22 protein-coding genes are annotated in these 19353 nt (G+C 74.4%); 14 read left to right on the top strand and 8 right to left on the bottom strand.

All coding sequences use genetic code 11. From position 1 onward, the window contains the following. Window positions 1–246: 246 nt before the first annotated feature. Window positions 247–1035: an SDR family oxidoreductase gene (locus ACFU9E_RS07260; protein ID WP_380687697.1), complete on the bottom strand. Its 789-nt coding sequence runs from the start codon at window positions 1033–1035 to the stop codon at window positions 247–249. Between the two features lie 291 nt (window positions 1036–1326). On the opposite strand from ACFU9E_RS07260, the gene ACFU9E_RS07255 reads away from it, so the two are divergent. The 9 genes from ACFU9E_RS07255 (at window position 1327) to ACFU9E_RS07215 (ending at window position 8141) form a co-directional block, all read left to right on the top strand. Then, entirely contained in the window at window positions 1327–2016 is a 690-nt protein-coding gene (locus ACFU9E_RS07255; RefSeq protein WP_380687699.1) for a class I SAM-dependent methyltransferase, read from the top strand. Window positions 2017–2073: 57 nt separating this feature from the next. Then, window positions 2074–2511: a GNAT family N-acetyltransferase gene (locus ACFU9E_RS07250; protein ID WP_380687701.1), complete on the top strand. Its 438-nt coding sequence runs from the start codon at window positions 2074–2076 to the stop codon at window positions 2509–2511. A gap of 77 nt (window positions 2512–2588) precedes the next feature. Next, complete coding sequence (locus tag ACFU9E_RS07245) at window positions 2589–2978, top strand: hypothetical protein (protein ID WP_380687703.1); 390 nt, start codon at window positions 2589–2591, stop codon at window positions 2976–2978. A 197-nt stretch (window positions 2979–3175) separates the two neighbouring features. Continuing rightward, the gene (locus ACFU9E_RS07240; protein WP_380687705.1) at window positions 3176–3643 is read left to right on the top strand and encodes a hypothetical protein; all 468 of its coding nucleotides are present in this window, start codon (window positions 3176–3178) and stop codon (window positions 3641–3643) included. Between the two features lie 114 nt (window positions 3644–3757). Beyond that, the gene (locus tag ACFU9E_RS07235) at window positions 3758–5164 is read left to right on the top strand and encodes a pyridoxal phosphate-dependent aminotransferase (RefSeq protein WP_380687707.1); all 1407 of its coding nucleotides are present in this window, start codon (window positions 3758–3760) and stop codon (window positions 5162–5164) included. Window positions 5165–5232: 68 nt separating this feature from the next. Beyond that, on the top strand, window positions 5233–5754 hold the full coding sequence (locus ACFU9E_RS07230) for a hypothetical protein (protein ID WP_380688861.1): 522 nt from the start codon (window positions 5233–5235) through the stop codon (window positions 5752–5754). A 22-nt stretch (window positions 5755–5776) separates the two neighbouring features. Next, on the top strand, window positions 5777–6556 hold the full coding sequence (locus ACFU9E_RS07225) for a class I SAM-dependent methyltransferase (RefSeq protein WP_380688859.1): 780 nt from the start codon (window positions 5777–5779) through the stop codon (window positions 6554–6556). A gap of 173 nt (window positions 6557–6729) precedes the next feature. After that, on the top strand, window positions 6730–7278 hold the full coding sequence (locus ACFU9E_RS07220; RefSeq protein ID WP_380688856.1) for a SixA phosphatase family protein: 549 nt from the start codon (window positions 6730–6732) through the stop codon (window positions 7276–7278). Window positions 7279–7367: 89 nt separating this feature from the next. Further along, on the top strand, window positions 7368–8141 hold the full coding sequence (locus ACFU9E_RS07215; RefSeq protein ID WP_380688854.1) for a maleylpyruvate isomerase family mycothiol-dependent enzyme: 774 nt from the start codon (window positions 7368–7370) through the stop codon (window positions 8139–8141). 227 nt (window positions 8142–8368) lie between these two features. Here the strand turns inward: ACFU9E_RS07215 and ACFU9E_RS07210 are convergent, their stop codons facing one another. After that, window positions 8369–9175 carry a thioesterase family protein gene (locus tag ACFU9E_RS07210; RefSeq protein WP_380688852.1) on the bottom strand — a complete coding sequence of 269 codons (807 nt, stop codon included), beginning with the start codon at window positions 9173–9175 and terminating at the stop codon, window positions 8369–8371. Between the two features lie 141 nt (window positions 9176–9316). Here ACFU9E_RS07210 and ACFU9E_RS07205 point away from each other — a divergent pair, with 141 nt between their 5' ends. Both ACFU9E_RS07205 and ACFU9E_RS07200 read left to right on the top strand, forming a co-directional pair. Continuing rightward, the gene (locus ACFU9E_RS07205; protein WP_355372571.1) at window positions 9317–9670 is read left to right on the top strand and encodes a deoxyxylulose-5-phosphate synthase; all 354 of its coding nucleotides are present in this window, start codon (window positions 9317–9319) and stop codon (window positions 9668–9670) included. Between the two features lie 227 nt (window positions 9671–9897). Beyond that, window positions 9898–10785 carry a helix-turn-helix domain-containing protein gene (locus ACFU9E_RS07200; protein ID WP_380714835.1) on the top strand — a complete coding sequence of 296 codons (888 nt, stop codon included), beginning with the start codon at window positions 9898–9900 and terminating at the stop codon, window positions 10783–10785. A gap of 25 nt (window positions 10786–10810) precedes the next feature. Here ACFU9E_RS07200 and ACFU9E_RS07195 read toward each other — a convergent pair whose 3' ends face one another. Then, window positions 10811–10954, bottom strand: coding sequence for a hypothetical protein (locus ACFU9E_RS07195; RefSeq protein WP_380685751.1), 144 nt, complete (start codon window positions 10952–10954; stop codon window positions 10811–10813). A 59-nt stretch (window positions 10955–11013) separates the two neighbouring features. Here ACFU9E_RS07195 and ACFU9E_RS07190 point away from each other — a divergent pair, with 59 nt between their 5' ends. Further along, the gene (locus tag ACFU9E_RS07190) at window positions 11014–12495 is read left to right on the top strand and encodes an MFS transporter (protein WP_380685749.1); all 1482 of its coding nucleotides are present in this window, start codon (window positions 11014–11016) and stop codon (window positions 12493–12495) included. After that, window positions 12492–13430 carry an aldo/keto reductase gene (locus ACFU9E_RS07185; protein ID WP_380685747.1) on the top strand — a complete coding sequence of 313 codons (939 nt, stop codon included), beginning with the start codon at window positions 12492–12494 and terminating at the stop codon, window positions 13428–13430. The genes ACFU9E_RS07190 and ACFU9E_RS07185 overlap by 4 nt, the downstream gene beginning before the upstream one ends. A 28-nt stretch (window positions 13431–13458) precedes the next feature. On the opposite strand, the gene ACFU9E_RS07180 is transcribed toward ACFU9E_RS07185, so the two are convergent. From ACFU9E_RS07180 to bioB, 5 genes are all read right to left on the bottom strand, one after another. Next, window positions 13459–14112 (bottom strand): hypothetical protein, encoded by a 654-nt coding sequence (locus tag ACFU9E_RS07180; RefSeq protein WP_380685745.1) that lies wholly within the window; start codon window positions 14110–14112, stop codon window positions 13459–13461. 36 nt (window positions 14113–14148) lie between these two features. Next, window positions 14149–14595 (bottom strand): hypothetical protein, encoded by a 447-nt coding sequence (locus tag ACFU9E_RS07175; RefSeq protein ID WP_380685743.1) that lies wholly within the window; start codon window positions 14593–14595, stop codon window positions 14149–14151. A gap of 149 nt (window positions 14596–14744) precedes the next feature. Further along, on the bottom strand, window positions 14745–15509 hold the full coding sequence (gene bioD, locus ACFU9E_RS07170; protein ID WP_380685740.1) for a dethiobiotin synthase: 765 nt from the start codon (window positions 15507–15509) through the stop codon (window positions 14745–14747). 50 nt (window positions 15510–15559) lie between these two features. Continuing rightward, a complete protein-coding gene (locus ACFU9E_RS07165) occupies window positions 15560–16864 on the bottom strand; it encodes an adenosylmethionine--8-amino-7-oxononanoate transaminase (RefSeq protein WP_380685737.1) in 1305 nt (434 codons plus the stop codon). A 93-nt stretch (window positions 16865–16957) separates the two neighbouring features. Then, window positions 16958–18223 (bottom strand): biotin synthase BioB, encoded by a 1266-nt coding sequence (bioB, locus tag ACFU9E_RS07160; RefSeq protein WP_380685734.1) that lies wholly within the window; start codon window positions 18221–18223, stop codon window positions 16958–16960. 332 nt (window positions 18224–18555) lie between these two features. Here bioB and ACFU9E_RS07155 point away from each other — a divergent pair, with 332 nt between their 5' ends. After that, on the top strand, window positions 18556–19317 hold the full coding sequence (locus ACFU9E_RS07155; RefSeq protein ID WP_380685732.1) for a hypothetical protein: 762 nt from the start codon (window positions 18556–18558) through the stop codon (window positions 19315–19317). Window positions 19318–19353: the final 36 nt, after the last annotated feature.

Genomic DNA, 19353 nt, shown 5'->3' with positions numbered 1-19353 from the left:
ACCCGGGGCCGCCCCCGGGCGGACCCGCGGGAGTCGGCCGCCCGGTGGAACCGGCACGGCGGTGCTGCGCCGCCTGGCCGGTCCGGGTGGCCTGAGCCGGATGCTACCGGGGCCCGCTCCGCCCGGCGAGCATCTTCCCAGCTCATCCAGGCTTCGGTATCGAAATGGTACGGATCGGGTGGCAGTGCGTGATCCTGCGTGATCACGGACCTACCGCCCCACCGTCCCGCGGTCGCCGCAGCGCCGTCAGCGCAGGCCGCCCGTCGCGCCGAGGTTCTGCCCGGAGACCCACCGGCTGTCCGGGCCGACGAGGAACGCGATCACATCGGCGATGTCCGCCGGCTGCCCGAGCCGCCGCAGCGGGGTCATCCCGGCGACCGTCTCCAGCGCCTCCGGGGGGTTGGTGGAGCGCAGCAGTTCGGTCTCCACCGGCCCGGGGGAGACGGTGTTGCAGGTGATCCCGCGCGGCCCGAGCTCCAGCGCCGCGGCCTCCGTCAGCTGCTCCAGGGCGCCCTTGCCGGCGAGGTACGGGGCGATGCCCGTGGTGGGGCGGCGGGTGTTGAGGGAGGAGACGTTGACGATCCGCCCGCCGTCGCGCATCCGGCGCGCCGCGTACCGCAGGGTCAGGAACACCGCGCGGGTGTTGACGGCGAGCACGGCGTCGAAGTCCGCCACCTCGGTCTCGGCGAGCGGTGTGCGGGTGAAGCTCCGTGCCGCGTTGTTGACGAGGATGTCGAGGCCGCCGAGCTCCTTCTCGGCCGCCGCCATCAGCCGCTCCGCGCCGTCGGGTTCGCCGAGGTCGGCCCGCACGGCGTGCGCCCGCCCGACCCCGCGCGCGGCCACCGTGCGCACCACCTCGGCCGCTGCCGCGTCGTCCTGCGCGTAGCCGAACACGACGTGCGCGCCGTCCGCCGCCAGCCGCTCCACCACGGCCCGCCCGATCCCGCGCGAGCCGCCCGTGACGACCGCCGCGCGTCCGGCCAGCACCCCGCTCGGCATCCCGCCCGACATCGCGCCCGACACCTCGTCCGACATCCGGCCCACCCCGCTTCCCCGCCGGCCGCACACCGGCTTCGGGGAGAACCTACCCTCCGCCGGATCCCCCGGCCAGCAGCTTCCGGCAGGGCGGCGCCGGCCGAACTGAGCGGACGTCAAAGAGGGCGCTGCTGAGGCTTTCCGGGGAGGGCCGGCTCCTTGCGGCACGGCCGGGCCTCCGGCTGGATCGTTCACAACGTGCCAGGTGAGAAGGGAAGTTGGACGGCATTCGGCCGGCCGGGCGCCACGGCGTGGACGGAGCACCTGGTCAGGGGCCCTATGCTGCTGCGCATGCTGAGCGAGACACGCCCGGTGGGTTCGGGGGCGGCCATCTTGTCGGACCAGGAGTTCGTGCGGGCGCAGACCCGGATCGGGCCGGTGCCGTTTGTGCCCGAGGTGCGGCTGCACATGGCGGAGGACGCCATCGAGCTGTGGGAGACCACCGAGTCCGCGCGCGGCGAGGTCGGGCTGCCGCCGCCGTTCTGGGCCTTCGCCTGGGCGGGCGGCGTCGGGGTGGCCCGGTACGTGCTGGACCACCCGGAACTGGTCGCCGGGCGCACGGTGCTGGACCTGGCGGCGGGCTCCGGCCTGGTCGGCATCGCGGCGGCGCTGCGCGGCGCCCGGTCGGTGCGGGCCGCCGAGATCGACGCCTACGCCGTCGCCGCCATCGAGGTCAACGCGGCCGCCAACGGGGTGGAGGTGGCGGCGGCCGTCGAGGACCTGCTGGACGGGGACGGCGCACCGGCGGAGGTGGTGCTCGCCGGGGACGTCTTCTACGAGCGGGCGATGGCGGCCCGCTTCCTGCCGTTCCTGCAACGCGCCCGGTCGCGGGGCGCGGTGGTCATCGTCGGCGACCCCGGCCGCGCCTACCTGCCGCGCGAGCGGTTCACGGCCCTGGCGGCGTACGACGTCCCGGTGATCGCGGACCTGGAGGACACGGCGCTGAAGACGACGACGGTGTGGGAACTGGCGGGCGGCTGAGCGTCCACCTGCCGGAATTCGCCGTGGCCGCCGCACGGCCCTGGTAGACACGCACTCGTGATCGACTTCACCCTGCGCACCGCTGTCCCCGACGACATCCCCGCCGTGCTCGCCCTCTGGGCCCGCGCCGCCAAGGGCACCAGCATCACCGACGACGCCGACGGCGTGGCGGCGCTGCTCGCCCGCGACCCGCAGTGCCTGCTGCTCGCCACCCGGGCGGACCACCCGGCCGTCCTGCTCGGCACGGTCATCGCCGGCTGGGACGGCTGGCGCTGCCACCTGTACCGCCTCGCCGTCGACCCGGACCACCGCCGCCGCGGCATCGGCGCGGCCCTGCTGGCCGCCGCGGAGGCCCGGTTCGCCGCCCTCGGCGGCCGCCGCGCGGACGCGATGGTCCTGGACGACAACGCCCTCGGCCACCGCACCTGGCAGGCCGCCGGCTACGGCCCGCAGCCCCAGTGGACCCGCTGGGTCAAGCCCCTGGCGGCGGACTGACCCGCCCGGGGCTGGAGCCGGCAAGGCTCGGAGCGGGCCGTGAAGGTCACTCGTCCCAGTCGAAGGTGAACCGGCCCGTGGTGCTGTCGCGGCTCACGTTGCGGGGGCGGGGTGGCGGCGAGAGCTCCGCCCCCGCCCAGTCGGACTCGGTGAGCGCGTGGGGCGGCGGCCGCGGAGCCGACGTCATCGGCCGGCTCACCTACGACGGCGACCCCGACAGGTGGCCGGTGCTCGTCCGGGAACGGCACGCCTGGCCGCACTGGTGGCTCTACGACTGCGGCATGGCGGAGTTCCTGCGGCGGCTGTTCACCCGGGACTTCGACCAGTGCCCACTCGGTGACGCCTCCCTCTGGGGCGATCCGTCACCTCACTTCGTCCACTGGCGCGAGGCGCGCCGCCGCTTCGAGTCCGGGGTGGACCCGTTCACCGGAGAGCCACTGCCCTGGTCCGGCAGGAGGTTCGCCTGACCCCCTGGCCGGCGGCGGGCTGAGCCGTTCGGGTGGGGGTGCGGCGGTGCCGGGGCGGTGGGGGCGGGCTCGGGCGGGAGGCTGGTTGCTTCGGAGCGGGCAGGTGGTGCTGGTCGGGAGGACGTGTGAGTGGTCGTGGTCGTGGTGGTGCGGAGGGCGGGGGCCCTGATGCCGGGGTCCTCGGTACGGCGCTCGGAGTGGTGCTGGCGTTCTCGCTGGCGGAGGGCTCGTGGGAGTGGTTCTCCACGTACCTGGGGCTGACGTTGCTCACGGTCGTCCTGGCCTTCGGGCGCGTTCCGGGGCGGGGGGCCGTCGGCTACGGGTGGAATCTGGCGGCGTACTCGCTGGTGGTGGGCCTGTGCGTGGCGCTCGCGCTGGCGCCGGCGCTGCAGCGGTGGGAGTGGCTGTTCCCGATGCCGGGCACGCGGGACGGGTGTGTGCAGGCGGGCCGGTACGAGAGCCTGCACGCGCAGGCCGCGTTGGGGGAGCTGGCCGGGAAGGACGCGGCGGCGCTGGCCTACGCGCAGGAGCAGCAGAGCAGGGTGGCGGTGGACGACTGTCTGGCGGCGACCACGACGCGGTGGCTGCCGGTGTACGCGCTGGGCACGGCGCTGCTGGTGAGCGGCGGCGTGGCGGTGCGGGGGAGGGCGCGGCGGGCCGGATGAGCGCCCCCCGGCCGCCGGATGGGCGCGGACGGGTGGCGGGGGGTGCAGGGGCGTGATGCGGTGGGGCAATCCGCATGCGAACCGTCCGCGCCCATGGAAGTGAGCCGCACCGTCATGACCGTTCCGACCGGGCCGATCGAGCCCGCTGAGCCGATCGCCCGGATCCCCGACTTCGAGCAGGCCCTCGCCCTCTACCGCGATCAGGAACCGCCCACGGCCATCAACCTGTCCGTCGCGGAGAACGTCCTCGTGTACGAGGACTCGATGCAGAAGATGGTGTTCGACGAGATCGAGCTGCTGCCGGAGAAGTACATCCACTACAAGCGCCCGTACGGCGAGGACGCGCTGCGCCAGGAGGTCGCGGCGCTGCTGACCAAGGCCTTCGAGGTGGAGGTGCCGTGGGGCGACGTGTTCGGTGCGGGCGGCGTCGGGTCGGCGCTGGAGTGTCTGGCGTTCGCGCTCCAGGACCCGCCGAGGAAGGGGGAGGTCGGTCCGCCGCCGTTGAAGGAGGGCGACGGGGTGCTGCTGCCGGCGCCGTACTGGCAGGGGTTCAACTGGTCGTTCGAGCAGCGGCCGAAGCTGACGTGCGTCCCGGTGGGGCTGCCCACCGAGGGGCCGGACCGGTTCCGGCTCACGCTGGACGCGATCAGGGACGAGTACGACAGGTACTACCGCGTGCACGCCGAGTACCCCCGGCTGCTGGTGCTGACCAACCCGCAGAACCCGCTGGGCGTCAACTACGGGAAGCAGCTGCTGGACGAGATCTACGCCTGGGTGCTCGACGAGACCGAGATGCACATCATCTCCGACGAGATCTACGCACATTCGCAGGTCGACGGGGTGCGGGTGCCGTTCACGAGTGCGTTGGCGCTGGAGGCGTACGGGCGCGCGTGGGACCGGATCCACGTGGTGTGGGGGTTCGCGAAGGACTTCGGGCTCTCGGGGTTCCGGACCGGGTTCGTGGTGTCGAAGTACGGGCCGGTGCAGCGGGCGATGCTGGGGACGACGGGCATCGAGGAGAAGAGGAACCCGATGCCGTGGTTCACGCCGGTCGACTCGCTGAAGCACTACGTGCTCGGCGAGCTGCTGGAGGCCACCGTGAACGGGCCCGGCGCGGAGCTGTACACCAGCTACGCGATGCGGCGCTACAAGGAGTTGTTGAGCGAGAGCTTCGTGAAGGTGCGGGAGCGGTTGGTCGCGAGGGGGATCGAGTTCGTCTACACGGAGGGTGACAACCCGGCCCAGTTCTTCTGGCTGGACCTGACGGCGTACCTGGGGAAGCGGAAGGAGAAGGAGCCCTGTAGCCCGCTCCCGTTCACCCCGCCGAACGACATGGACCCCGATGAGCTGTGGCTCTTCGAGTACCTCCGCTGCGCACCGACCGAGGTCACCCTCCTCCCGGGTCAGACCATGCACAGCCCCGCCCCCGGGTTCTTCCGGCTGTGCTACACGGCCTACCAGCCGGAGGTCGTGTGTACGGCGATCGACCGCGTGGCGAAGGCCCTGGCCCTCTTGAAGTAGGGCGCAGGAAGTCGGCCCGGCCGACTTCCTGCGCCCTACTCGCTTGACCGATGCCGGAGGATGAGAGCGTGATCGACAAGGAACGCGCCATCGAACTCGTCGAGTCCTACCTGGCGAGCGACGGGCCCGCATTCGAGCGGACCGTCCACGCCGTGGAGGAGTACGACGTCGGGTGGCTCGTGTTCTGGGGTCCGGCCGCGTCCGCCCGTACCGGCACCGGGGTCGGCCGTCCCGTCGGCGGGGACAGTCACGTGCTCGTGGACCGGTACGACGGCAGCCTGCACTACGTTCCCGACGCCTGGGGGCCGACCGAGGGGTGGGAGGACCACTACCTGCTCCAGATCAAGGGTGTCTGCCGCCCCGATCCGCTGGGCGCCGCCGTCCGTGAACTGGCGCGGTCCGCCGGCGTCGTGGCCGCGATGGGACATCTGCGCAAGCAGGCACCGGAGTTGGGCCTGCGGGAGGCCAAGGCCTACCTCGCGGCCGTCCGGGACGGCGCCGAACCCCCCGAGGAGCTGGCGGCCCTCGCGCGCAAGAAGCCCACCTCGCCGCTGTGGCCGGTCGAGACCCTGGCCGGCCCCGTCGAGTAGCGGACCGGGGTAGCGTGCAGGTATGGATCATGACGAACAGTCACTGCACGCGTCGTCCTTCGGCTCCGCGGCTGTCGCCTACGCCGAGCACCGGCCGGACTACGCGCAGGCCGCGGTGCGGTGGGCGCTGGAGGCGGCGCCCGGGACGCGGGTGCTCGATCTCGGCGCCGGGACCGGGAAGTTGACGGGCACGCTGGTGGCCCTCGGCGCCGACGTCGTCGCCGTCGAGCCGGACGCGGCGATGCTGGGCGAGCTGCGCCGCGCGCTGCCCGCCGTCCGCGCCCTGCCGGGCAGCGCCGAGCGGATCCCGCTGCCGGACGCCTCCGTCGACGCCGTCGTCGCCGGCAACGCCATGCACTGGTTCGACATGGCCGTCGCGGGCCCCGAGATCGCCCGCGTCCTCGCACCCGGCGGTGTGCTGGCCGGGCTGTGGAACCTGCTGGACGACGAGGTGGACTGGGTCGCCGGGCTCGCACGGGTCAGTGGGACGGAGGCGATCGGCGAGCGTGACACGCCCGCCAGTTGGCGCGCCGTGACGGCGGGCATGCACCTTCCCGCGAACGGTGACGCCGCCCGCTTCGGCTCGCCGGAGCAGTCCGCCTTCCCGCACGGACAGCGCCGCACCGCCGACTCCCTCGTCGACACCCTGGCGACGCGCGCGGGCATGCTCGTCATGCCGGAGCGGGAACGCGAGGCCAGGCGCGGCGCGATCCGGGCCTACCTCGCCGGCCGGCGCGAGCTCGCGGACGGCGAGTTCACCCTCCCCATGCTGACCGGCGTGCTGCGCGCCAAGCGGCTCTGACGGCACCCCTGCCGACGCCGGCGGGCTGAAGGGCCGTTCGCCGGCCTCCGGCAGCAGCTCCCGCCGGCCATGGCGGCGAGTCGGATCCGACCCCGGCTGGGGTAGCGTTCGCGTGCAGAGGATCAACGATTTCCGTCGGCCGTGCCGCGGACGGCGAACCAGGGGAGGACGACGTGGCCACGAGCACCGGCCGGAGGGTTGTCCTGATCCGGCATGCGCAGGCCGAGCGGGACACGCCGGTCGACCAGGAACGGCGGCTCGACGAGCGGGGGCGGGCGGAGGCGTCCCGGGCCGGGCGATGGCTCGCGGATTCCGGCATCACGCCGGATCTCGCGCGGGTGTCCGGCGCCCGCCGGACCAGGGAGACCTGGGAACGCGTGGCCGCCGCGTTGCCGCAGGTTCCCGAGACGATCCACGAGGAGCGGCTCTACGACCTGAGCGTGGAGATCCACCGTGGGGAGGGAGGGATCGCCGAGCTGGTCGCGACGGTGCGGGACACCGCGGACGGCGTGCGCGACCTGGTCGTCGTCGGACACAATCCGAGCCTGCACGAGCTGGTCGCGCTCCTGGCCGGGGCGGCCGACGGTGACCTCGCGCAGCGGGCGGCGGAGTCCGGCTTCCCGACCGGGTCGGTGGCCGTCCTGGAGTTCGACGGCTCCTGGCAGGCGCTCGGACCCGGCGTCGCGCGGCTCGCCGCGTTCTGGACGCCGCCGGAAGGCTGAGGCCCCGGCGGCGCTCCGCCCGGCCGTCGGCGCGTTCGGCCGGACAAATTCGCTACCCGGCGGCCGGAGCGCCGTGATACACAACCGGCGTGCAAAAAATCTTGGAGTTCCCCGAGGTCCTGCGGCTGATCGAAGACCGCTCGGCCGCGTTCCGCGCCGCGATCGCGTCCGCTCCCGACCTTGACGTCCAGGTCCCGGCCTGCCCGGACTGGACGCTGCGCGAACTGGCGCAGCACCTCGGCGACGGCCGGCGCCGCCAGGCCGCCATCGTCGCGGCCGGCCCGGGCGCCGAGCCCCCGGCGAAGACGGACCCGAAGGGCGCCCCGACCGCGCCCCGCGACCGCGAGGCCCTGGACGCCTGGCTCGCCGAGTCGACCGAGCTCATGCTCGCCGCGCTGCGCGAGGCCGGCCCGGACCGCGGCTGCTGGACCTGGTGGGGCCGCTCGCAGGCCCCGGAGACCAGCGGAGCCGTGGCCCGGCACCAGATCCAGGAGATCGCCGTCCACACCTACGACGTCCAGCTCACCCTGGGCGCCGCACAGCCGCTGCCGACGGACGTCGCGGTCGAGGGCGTCGACGAGTTCCTGACCACCGTCTCGGCGACGACCGTCCCCTGGCCGTTCAAGCCGGCGACCATCGACCTGCACGCGACCGAGGGCCGCTCCTGGCGCCTGACCCTCGACGCCGACGGCGTCCGCTGCGACGACCTCGCCGCCGACGCGGAGCCGGGCGACCTGGTGATGCGGGGTGCGGCGAGCGAACTGGTCCTCTACTTCTACGCGCGCGTCCCGCTCGACGGCCTGGAGAACACCGGGAACACCGAGCCGATGGAGCAGCTCGCGGAGTGGGACCCGAACGAGTAGAACGCGGATGTCGCCGGCAGGCGGCCGGCCGTCCCGCTCTGCGCGGACGACGCGGCGGCCCCTTGCCCGGGTCACGAGCCGGTGCGGGCGGGTCTGCCGGGGGCGACCGCCGCGCTGTTCATCGGCCTGCGGGCCTGCGGGTCGGCCGGGGGCGGGCGGGCAGACGATCGCCCCGCCGCCGGTGTACGCGACGGGCGAGCGCGACGTCGGCGTCACCGGGGCGGCGGTCAGCCCAGCGGACGGGGCTGCGGGCGGACGGTGAGGATCTGTTCGGCCTGGCCGACCGGCCCGTCCACGTCGTGCAGGACGGTGCTGGTCAGGCCCTGGCCGGTCGGGCCGAAGGTGACGGTGGTGTCCAGCCCGGTCCAGGGGCCGCTCGGCGCGCGGTGCAGGTGGATCGTCAGGTCGACGTTGGGGAACATCCACTCCGTCGGATCCTGCTGCGGGGCGATGCCGTTGGCGGTGTCCACCAGTGCGACGAAGGTCGCCAGCGGGCTGCTCGGCTCGCCCGCGACCAGGTCGACACGCGAGGTCAGCCATGCCGTCGCCCGTCCCCGGCGGGCCGGCGGCACCCGGCGCACGTCGAGGGAGGCGATGTAGCCGCCGTCCCACGCCTCGCCCATCGTCCACTGCGGCAGCGAACCGGGCGCGGGCAGCGGCTCGCGCGGACCGTCGGCGACGGCCGAGGTGTCCAGGGTGGCCAGCAGCCAGGCGCGGGCCCGGACGACGGCGCGACCGCCGATCGTCACCGTCGCTTCGAGGAGCTCGATGGTGCGGCCGGGGCGGACGGTCTCCACGGTGATCTCGCACTCGTCGAGCGCGATCCGGCCCAGGATGTCGTAGCTGATCCGGGCGAGCGCCAGGCCCCCGGGACGCCCGGCGAGGTGCTGGTCGAGGGCGTGCACGACGAGGCCGGCCAGCGGGCTGAAGTGCTGCTCTTCGACGCTCCACGCACCACCCGCGTGCGCGGTGGGCTTGAACGTGTGTTCGCCCGTCCGGTGGTAGTAGCTTTCGCGCTCGATCGTGCTGGTCACGGGTGGCGTCTCCTCGACCGGGGCAGGTGCATCGTTCCCGAATCGTAGGCGGCGGGGGCGGTGGCGGTCGCCGTGATCTGTCGCACAGTGGGGCGAAAAGGGAGATGAAGGGGACGGCGGTCGACCCCTAGGCTGGCGCGCATGGGCTACACCAGGACCTCGTACGTCTGCCTCCCCTGCCGGGCCTCCTACAAGCAGCGCCACGGGTGGGAGAGCGAGGAACGGCGCTGTCCGCGCTGCGCCGGGACGCTGGTGTACGCGGGCTCCGGCTTCGCCGCCCCGCCCCGCCGGGACGTCGCCGCCTGGCGCACCGTCACGCTGCTGCTCAACGCGGGCATCGGCTTCCCCAAGACCAGCTGCGGCGAACCGCGCTACCGCCCCCGCACCCGACGCGAGGTGCGCGAGCGCCGGCTCTGGGCCCACCGCTCCGGCGAGCCGCTGGAGCGCGCGCTGCTGCGCCGGGAGATCCCCTGGGAGCCGGTGACGGCCCGGTGAGCACCGCGGGGGCTCCGGCGGCACGCGCGACGAGACGCAGGACGCGGCACAGGAAGTCGGCCGGTCCGACTTCCTGTTCCTGACGTCCGGCTCGGTGGCGGCCCCGCCCCCCGCGCGGGGCCGCCACCGAGCGGCGCCCGTCCAGGATGGGGCCGCGGCACCGGTGGATCCTTGTACAAAAGCGAACTCCGTGGGCGAGGGGAGAGGCCGTGGGCCCGGAGGACGTCATGACGGTGGACGACCGGGGCGAGAGCGTCGTGCGGCGCCCGCCGGCGTGGATGCGCGGTGACGTGGTCAGCTGCCGCGGCTACCGGTCGGTGGGCCGCCAGCACCCGAGGATCACCCTGCCCAGTGCGGGCGTGACGCTGCTGGTCGGCTGGGGCGGGCCGTTGCACATCCGGCAGGGGCTGGGCGGCGCGGAGCGCGAGCAGACGCGGCACGCGATGATCGCGGGCCTCCAGACGGCCCCGGTGCTGGCGGGCTACCGGGGGTCCGGCTACGCCGTGGAGGTCGAGTTCACGGCCGTCGGGGCGTCGCGCTTCCTCGGCCTGCCGCTGCACCTGCTCGCCAACGCCGCCGCCCATCCGGACGAGGCGATGGGCCCGGGCTGGACCGCGCGGCTCACCGAACGGCTCGCGGAGGCACCGGACTGGTCCGCCCGCTGGGCCGTCCTCGACGCCGCCCTCGCCCCACGGCTCGCCGCCGCCCCGCCCACGCCGGGCCTGGCCGTCGAGGCCTGGCAGCGGCTGCGCGACGCGCACGGCGGCCTGAGCGCCCGGGAACTCGCCGACGCGACGGGCCGGGGCGAACGCCGCATCCAGCTCCTCTTCCGGGACCACGTCGGCGTCCCGCCGCAGACGCTCGCCCGGATCCTGCGCTTCCAACGCGCGCTCGCACTCTGCGCCCTCGGCCGCTCCTCGCTCACCGACGTCGCGGCGATGAGCGGCTATCACGACCAGGCCCACATGAACCGCGACTTCCGTGCCCTGTCCGGTCGCACGCCCGGCGAACTGCGGGGCATCGCCGCCCGGCTGTCCGCCCCCGGCGCGGCCGCGGCGGCGCGGGAGGTCGGCTGCTTCAGCGACTTCTTCGACCTCTACGCCGTCGACTGGTAGCACCGCCGGCGGCTGATCCGCGGAGCTACCTGGAGGTTCGTAGAAGGGTGTTGATCGGCTGGCACGCCTCACCGGGGGCCGTCAGCAGCCCGCGCTCCTCCCGGTAACGCAGCGCGGACGCCCGCACCCGCGCCGTCCGGGCCAGTTCGCCGATCCCCAGGTACCGCACGTCGACGCTCCCCAGAACGGGTTGACTTCACGCGAGCTTGAAGCGCGAGTGTGACGTGCATGTTCTCATCTCCGCGGCGTGTGCTGCCCGAGGCCTGGCGCCCGCTGTTCGCCGTCCGCCCGTTCCGTCGACTGCTGCCCGTCTTCGCCCTGTCGGACCTGGGGGACGGCATGAGCGCCGTGGCCGTGGCCTGGCTGGCGCTCTCGCTGGCCCCGGACGGTCGGGAGGGCGCGCTGGTCGGGATCAGCGTCGCCGCGTACACGCTGCCGGGAGCGTTCGGCGCACTGGTGCTGGGCCGCCGGCTGCGGCGGTGGTCGGCGCGGCGACTGCTGGTCGTGGACGCCGTCCTGCGGGCGGTGCTACTGGGCGCGATCCCGATCGCGTACCTGGTCGGCGTGCTCGGACCGACCGGCTACGTCCTGCTGCTGGGCGCCTCCTCGCTGTTCCACGCCTGGGGCAGGGCCGGCAAGTACGCCCTGTTCGCGCCGCTCCTGGACGACGGTCAACGGCTGGCCGCGAACAGCCTGCTGAGCGCCAGTCTGTCGAGTGCGACCGTGCTCGGCCCCGCGCTGGCGGGCCTGCTGGCGGGCACGGTGTCACCGGCGTGGATCATCGGCCTGCTCGCGGTCCAGGCCGGCCGGGTCGCACTGCCGGCGCCGCCCGGGGTGACCGGGACGACCGGGCCGGCCGGGGCCGGTGGCGCCCGGCAGGGGCTGAGGGTGCTGCGGCACTACCCGGAGCTGCTCGGACTGCTGGTGCTGACGTGGCTGTTCAACCTGGCCTACGGGCCGGTCGAGGTCGCGCTGCCGCTGTTCGTCGTGCACTCCCTGGACGACGGCGCCGGCCTGCTCGGCGTCTACTGGGCCGCGTTCGGCCTCGGATCCGTCGTCGGGGCCCTCGGCGCCGGAGCGGCCGGGCGGCTGCCGCTGTGGCCGACCGTGATCGCCATTGTCGCGGGCCACGGCATCGCCCTGTTGCCCTTCGCGGCCGCCCACACCGCCGTGCCGTCACTGATCGGCTTCGCCGCGGCGGGAGTCGTCTACGGACCGTACTCCGCGCTGTCCCTCGCACTGCTCCAGAACAGGACGCCGAGCGGCTCGCTCACCACGGTGCTCGCCGCCCGCAGCGCGGTGCTCATCACGGCCGCACCCCTGGGCGCCGCACTCGGCGCGCTGCTCCTGAACCGGGTGGCCGCGCCGGTCCTGCTGAGCGGCTGCGGCCTCGCCATGATCCTCACAGCGGCCCTCGCCACCGTCGTCCACGGCTGCCACGGACTTCGGCGGCGTCGGCGGGACGTCACGCCCACCGACCCGGTCCTGGGCGTCGACCGTGGCCGGGCTGGTGGCGTTCATCCTCCGGACGCGGCTCGGGGCGCGGGCGACGGAGGCGGCGTTGTGGGCGGGGTCGGCGTTCGAGGGGAGCATGGTGGTGGCGCTGGGGGCGTTGGCGTTCGTGGCGGGGCGAACGGGGAGGCTGTTGCGGGTGGTGGTGAATGGGCCTTCAATGGTCCAGACCACAACGGGAGGGATGCACAGCCATGACTGTTCCTCAGCGCACCGTCGTCCTCGGGACCTTGGGCTTCGGCACGATCGTCGACGAGGAGACCTCGTTCCGCCTGCTCGACCACTTCGTCGAGAACGGCGGGAGGGTCCTGGACACCGCCGACAACTACGCGTTCTGGCTCGACGGCGCGACCGGGGACGAGAGCGAGACCGTCATCGGGCGCTGGCTCGCCGGCCGCAAGGCGCGGGACCGGGTCGTCATCAGCACCAAGGTGGGCGCCCGGCCCACGGTGCCGGGGGCGGGGCTGGAGGTGGCGGAGGGGCTGTCGGAGAAGGCGGTCCGGGCCGCCGTCGAGGGCAGCCTGCGGCGCCTCGGCACGGACCACGTCGACGTGTACTGGGCGCACGTCGAGGACCGCTCGGTGCCGCTCGCCGAGACCGTGGAGACCCTGGCCGACCTGGTGACCTCGGGCAAGGCAGGCGAGGTCGGGGCCAGCAACCACGCCGTGTGGCGGGTCGAGCGGGCCCGGGCGCTCGCCGGGGACGGTCCGCGCTACGCGCACCTGCAGTACCGGTACTCCTACCTGCAGCCGCGCTTCGACGTGCCGCTGCCGTCCTCCGCGCACGTGCACGTGACGCCCGAACTCCTCGACTACGTGCGCTCCGAGGGGGACCTCCGGCTCTGGGTGTACAGCCCGATCCTCTCCGGCGGCCTCACCCGTGAGGACGTCGAGATCGGCGCCGCCTACGACCACCCCGGCACGCCCAAGCGGCTCGCCGCCCTGCGCGCGGTCGCCGAGGAGACCGGCGCGAGCGTCAACCAGGTGGCGCTCAGCTGGCTGCTCGACCACGAGGCGGGGATCCTGCCACTGGTCGGCGTGAGCAAGGTCGCCCAGCTCGACGAGGCGCTCGGTGCCCTCGACCTGACGCTCACGGCCGAGCAGCGGCGGACCCTGGACGAGGCCGCACTGTAGGCCTGCCGCTCGGGCAGCGGGGGTGGGGTCAGGCCATCGGGTAGCCGATCTCGGCCATGTCGTCGGCGAGTTCGTCCAGGTCGAGCTCGGGGTTGAGGGCGGACACGACGGCCTCGGTGAGCGGGCGCAGCGCCAGGACGTGGGCGATCGGCGCGGGGTCGAGGCCGTCCTCCAGCTCGTAGTACTCCTCGGCCCACGCCCGGTACGCCTCCACCAGGTCCTCGGCGGCGAGCAGGTCGAAGAGGGCCACCCCGCCGGTGGGCGCGGCCGACGGCGCCCGCCACGCGGCGTCCCCGGGCTCGCGCCAGAAGCAGACGGTCGCGAGCGGGGCGCCGTCCTCCTCGCCGAACGCCGGCTCCGTCACGCAGGAGCGGAACGCCGCCGGGACCTCCGGGAGCAGCTGCGCCCCCGCGTTGGGCGCGGTGTGGTCGAAGCCGCGCGCGTACGCTCCGGCGGCGGAGAAGACCAGGAACCAGTCGTCGCCCTGCCCGTCGCGCATCGACGCCGTCTCCTCGCCCTCGCTCCAGCGGGAGTCGAAGGCGTAGTACCGGTCCGCCCAGTCGGGGCCGAGGATCGCTTCGAGCATGGCCAGGCCCCGGCACCGGTCACGCAGTGCGGCCGTGTCGGGCAGGCGGGCGAGGAGTCCGCGCAGGTCAGGGAGGGTGTGCTGGCTGTCGTGCATGCCTGAAGTGAAGCAGACGGCACCGACAGTCGGCCGTCAGTGGGTGTTGCTCAGCGCGTAGGTGCGGAAGGTGGCCAGCAGCGGCAGCACGTCGGTCTTGTTCGGCTCCTCGGTGACGGCTCGCATGGCGTCGATCACCGCGTGCGCGATTACCTTCACCACGGCGAGGTCGTCCCCGGCGGTCTCGCCCCAGGCGCACAGCGTCCGGGTGAGCAGGGCGCTCATCCGGGCGCCGATGTTGGAGCTCACCGCGTCGGTGAGTTCGGCGAGTTCCTCGTCGGTCATGCTGGAGCGCAGCCCGAAGGCCAGCGCCATCAGCGTGTCCACGGCGTGCTCGCCGTAGGTCGCGACCAGGGCGGCGAGCGGCCGCTCGGCCGGTCCCCGTGCGGCCAGCGCGGCCAGGGCCTCGTCGTCGTCCTTCCACGCCGCTTCGAGCGCGGCGAGGGCCCGCAGGGCCTCGTCCACCATCAGGCCATCCGTCATGCGGAGAACCGTATTGAGCCCTCCCGCGCCGTGGGGCCGGGACAGGCCCGGATCTCACCCGTTCGAGGGATAACCGGCGGGTTCGGCCGCGCGGGCGGCGGGAGGCTGCGTCGGTGGGTTCCCGGTGGGTCCAGGTGGGCCCCGGTGGGTTACCGGAGCGCCTGGCCGGCCCCGTGGAGGGCGGTGAAGGCGGCGGCGTCCCAGTGACCGTGCAGGGCGGGCGCGAGCGCGGCGGCGGCGAGTGCGGGGAAGTCCCCGGCCCGGCCGGCGTGTTCGGGCAGTGCGCCGAGCAGCGGGGCGCCCGCCACGCGCGGCAGGTCGGCCAGGTTACAGCGGTCCGCGAGGCCGGGCGAGTCCGGCCAGACGCCGACCACCACACCCGGCAGCGGCAGTTCGCGCGCGGCCAGCGCCTCCGCCGTCAGCGCGGTGGTGTTCAGCGTGCCGAGCCCGGCCGAGGCCACCAGCAACACCTCGGCGGGCAGGCCGAGTTCGCGTGCGGCGCGGGCCTGGTCGGCGAGCGTGCGGCCCTGCTCGTCGTAGCGGACCAGCAGGCCGCCCGCGCCCTCGACCAGGACCAGGTCGTGCCGCTCGGCGAGGCCGGCCACCTCCTTGGCCACGTCCTCCGCGGCCAGGTACGGCAGCCCGGAGCGGCGGGCCGCCGTGTCGGGCGCCAACGGCTCTGGGTAGCGGGCCAGTTCACGCAGTGTGAGCCGGTCCGGGGCCGGGGCGGCGGGCCCGGCGAGCCGGCCGACCTCCTCGGCGTCCCCCGGCTCGTCCGGTCCGACGCCGGTCTGCCCGGGCTTGAGCACCGCGACCCGCAGCCCGGCGCGCAGCGCGCTCGCGGCGACGGCCGCCGTGGTCACGGTCTTGCCGACCTCGGTGCCCGTCCCGGTCACGAAGAGGACCCGTCCCATCGCTGCCGCCTCCGTCCGCTCGTCCGTCGCCCGTTCCTCCGCCGACCCGCTCATCCGGCCACCGCCGCCGCCGTCACGGCCGCGGCGATCCGCGCCACGTCCTCGTCGCCGGTCACGTAGGGCGGCATCGTGTAGACGAGGTCCCGGAACGGGCGCAGCCAGACGCCCTCCCGGGCGGCGGCCGCGGTCGCCGCGGCCATGTCCACCGGGTGGTCCAGCTGGACGACGCCGATCGCGCCGAGCACCCGGACGTCCTTGACGCCGGGCAGTTCGGCGGCCTCCGCCAGGCCGCCGCGCAGGCCGGTCTCGATCCGCTTGACCTCGGTGTGCCAGTCCTGCGCGAGCAGCAGGCCGATCGAGGCGTTGGCGACCGCCGTCGCCAGCGGGTTGCCCATGAACGTCGGCCCGTGGGCGAGGACGGGCATCTCGCCGCGGCTGATGCCCTCGGCGACCTGCGCCGTGCACAGCGTCGCCGCCAGGGTGAGGTAGCCGCCGGTGAGCGCCTTGCCCAGGCACATCACGTCCGGCGCGACGCCCGCGTGGTCGGCCGCGAACAGCGCTCCGCTGCGGCCGAAGCCGGTGGCGATCTCGTCGAAGACCAGCAGCACCCCGTGCCGGTCGCACAGTTCGCGCAGCATCCGCAGGTACGCGGGGGAGTGGAAGCGCATCCCGCCGGCGCCCTGCACCACCGGCTCGACGATCACCGCCGCCAGCTCGTCGGCATGACGCTCCATCAACTCCTCGAAGGAGCACGTGTACTCCTCGTCGAGCGGGGCGTCGAAACCGGCCGGCGGCTCGGGCGCGAACAGCTGCTCGGGCAGCACCCCGCCCCACAGGTGGTGCATGCCGCCCTGCGGGTCGCACACCGACATCGGGTGGAAGGTGTCGCCGTGGTACCCGCCGCGCCAGGTCAGCAGCCGCCGCTTGCGCGGCCGGCCCACCGACTGCCAGTACTGCAGGCACATCTTCATGGCGACCTCGACGGACACCGAGCCCGAGTCGGCGAGGAAGACGTGCCGCAGCGGCTCCGGGGTGATCTCCACCAGGGTGGTGGCGAGCCGGACGGCGGGCTCGTGGGTGAGCCCGCCGAACATCACGTGGCTCATCCGGCCCAGCTGCCCGCGCACCGCCTCGTCGAGCACCGGGTGGCCGTAGCCGTGGATCGCCGCCCACCAGGACGACATGCCGTCGACGAGCTCGCGGTGTCCGCCGGGCGCCGGGGCGGCCAGGTTCAGCCGTACGCCGGCGGCGGACTCCACCACGTACGGGGTGGCGGTGCCGGGCATCGGCCCGTACGGGTGCCAGACGTGCGCCCGGTCGAGGGCGAGCAGGGTGTCCGTGGACAGCTGGGTCATGGGTGAGGGTCTTTCCGGGGTGTTCGTCGGGCCCGGGCGGCCGGAGCCGGAGCCGGGCCCGGGCCGTCGGGCCGGGGGTGGTGCGGACGGGGCTCAGGCGTTGGGCGCCAGCTCGGTGCCCGCGCCGCGACGGCGCACCCGCACCAGGTCGGTGCGCGCCTCGTCGGCGCCCGGCTCCGGGGCGTCGTGGCCGACGTCCGGTCCGGTGTCGGCGTGAGCGGTGTCGGTGGCGGCGTCGCCGTGGGCGTGACCGCCGCACGGGCCGCAGCCGCCGCCCGTCCCGCAGCCGCCCGCCGCCGGGGCCGTCCCGCAGCCGCCCGCCGCCGACGCCTGCGCCGCGCCCGCCGCGACGTCCGCGCGGTGCCGCGGCAGGGTGCGCTCGCCCATGCCCTCGACCTCGAACCCGGCGTCCCGGATCATGTCGAGGTCGGCCTGCCCGGCCTGGCCCTCGCTGGTCAGGTAGTCGCCCAGGAAGATGGAGTTGGCGATGTGCAGGCCCAGCGGCTGCAGGCTGCGCAGGTGCACCTCGCGCCCGCCGGCGATCCGCACCTCGGTGTCCGGGTTGACGAACCGCACCATCGCCAGGATCCGCAGGCAGCGCTGCGGGGTGAGGTTCCACTCCTTGGCCAGCGGGGTGCCCTCGAACGGGATGAGGAAGTTCACCGGCACCGAGTCCGAGCCCAGCTCGCGCAGCGCGAACACCACGTCGACCAGGTCCTCGTCGCTCTCGCCCATGCCCGCGATCAGGCCCGAGCAGGCCGACAGGCCCGCGCCGTGCGCCTTCTGCACGGTGTCCACCCGGTCCGCGTAGGTGTGGGTGGTGGCGATGTCGCCGTAGGTTCCCTCGGAGGTGTTGAGGTTGTGGTTGTAGGCGTCGACGCCGGCCGCCTTCAGCCGCTCCGCCTGGTTGTCGGAGAGCAGGCCCAGGCAGGCGCAGACCTCGACCGCCGGGTCGGCCTCCCGGATCGCCGCCACCGTGTCGGTGACCCGGTCGATGTCACGGTCCGTCGGGCCGCGGCCGCTCGCCACCAGGCAGACCCGCTTGGCGCCGCCCGACACGCCCGCCTTCGCCGCCTCGGCGGCCTGGTCCGGCTTGAGCCAGGTGTACTTCAGGATCTCGGCCTTGGAGCCCAGCCGCTGCGAACAGTACGAGCAGTCCTCGGGGCACAGTCCGCTCTTCAGGTTCACCAGGTAGTTGAGCTTCACCCGGCGGCCGAACCACCGCCGGCGCACCCGCCCGGCGGCCGCGACCACGTCGAGCAGCTCGTCGTCGGTGGTGGCGAGGACGGCGAGCGCCTCCTCGCGGGTGGGGGTCTCCCCACGCAGGCCCTTGGCGGTGAGGGTATCGAGCAGATCCATGGGGCTGATCCTGCCTGCTGCCCCGCGACGGACGCCAGAGGAAACCCACCAGAAGATCCCGGGGGAAGCTGTGCGAGTTGTCACAGTGTCGCAGCTCACCGTAGTGGTGCGGGTCACGTCGGGCGCCGGGCCGTCCGGACGGCGCCCGACGGGTCCGCGCCCCCGTGATCTCCACCACTCGTGACCTGCATACAATCTGCCGCATGACCACGCAGGGGGAGCGCGCCCCGTCGCCGGCAGAGCGACCGGACGGACCATCGGCAGAGCACACGTCGCAGCATCCGGCGAAGGCGAGGGCGAGGGCGGGGGCGGGGGCCCTCCGGGCCAGACGCGTGACCACCCGACGGGTCGTCGGCTGGATCACCGTCGCGGGTGTGGTGGCGGCCGGCGGCTGGATCGTCACCCGTCCCACGCCCGGCGACTACATACCGGGGCTCGGCCCCTCCAGCAAGGAGGCGTCCAAGACCCCGCCGATCGTCGGAGACCCGCCGCCGCGCACCGTCGCCGACCCGGAGGCGCTCGACGTCGACGTCTACTTCCCGGCCCAACGGGTCGTCGAGTCCGGCGGCTACAAGGGCAAGCGCTCCGGGGTGCGGCGCGGGGAGAACTGCACCGAGGTGCTCCAGGACCGCACCCTGGAGCTGCTGCGCGAGGCCGGCTGCAAGGGCTACCTGGGCGTCAGCTTCACCGCCCAGGAGAAGCCGGTGCTCAGCAGCATCACCCTGCTGCGCTTCGCCGACGCCCCGGCCGCCGCCCGCGCCGCCGAGTCGCTGCGGGCCAAGCCGGGCTCGGTCGCCTTCATCCTCCCGGACGCCTCCACCGCCCCCGCCCTGCCGGCCGCCGCGGCCCGGCCCGCCACCGAGGCGCGGGTCGAACTCGTCGGCCACTACGTGACGGTGACCAGCTCGCGGCCCGCCGACGCGCACCCCGGCTTCGCCGCCACCGCCTCCGGCACCGGCTCGCCGAGCCCGTCCGGTTCCCCGGTGAGCCCGCTGCCGGTGCCGTCGATGAGCGCGGCCAACCTCGACCAGCTGCTCGACGAGGCCACCCGGGCCATCTCGTTCACCGCCGGCGCGCCGTTCGTCTGGATGTAGCGGGCCCCGTGGCCCCGGCGGAGCCGCCTTCGGGCG

The sequence above is a fragment of the Kitasatospora sp. NPDC057595 genome (assembly GCF_042800875.1).
In the GTDB taxonomy this organism is placed as follows: Bacteria; Actinomycetota; Actinomycetes; order Streptomycetales; family Streptomycetaceae; genus Kitasatospora.
This window is presented reverse-complemented; position numbering and strand designations above follow the sequence as displayed.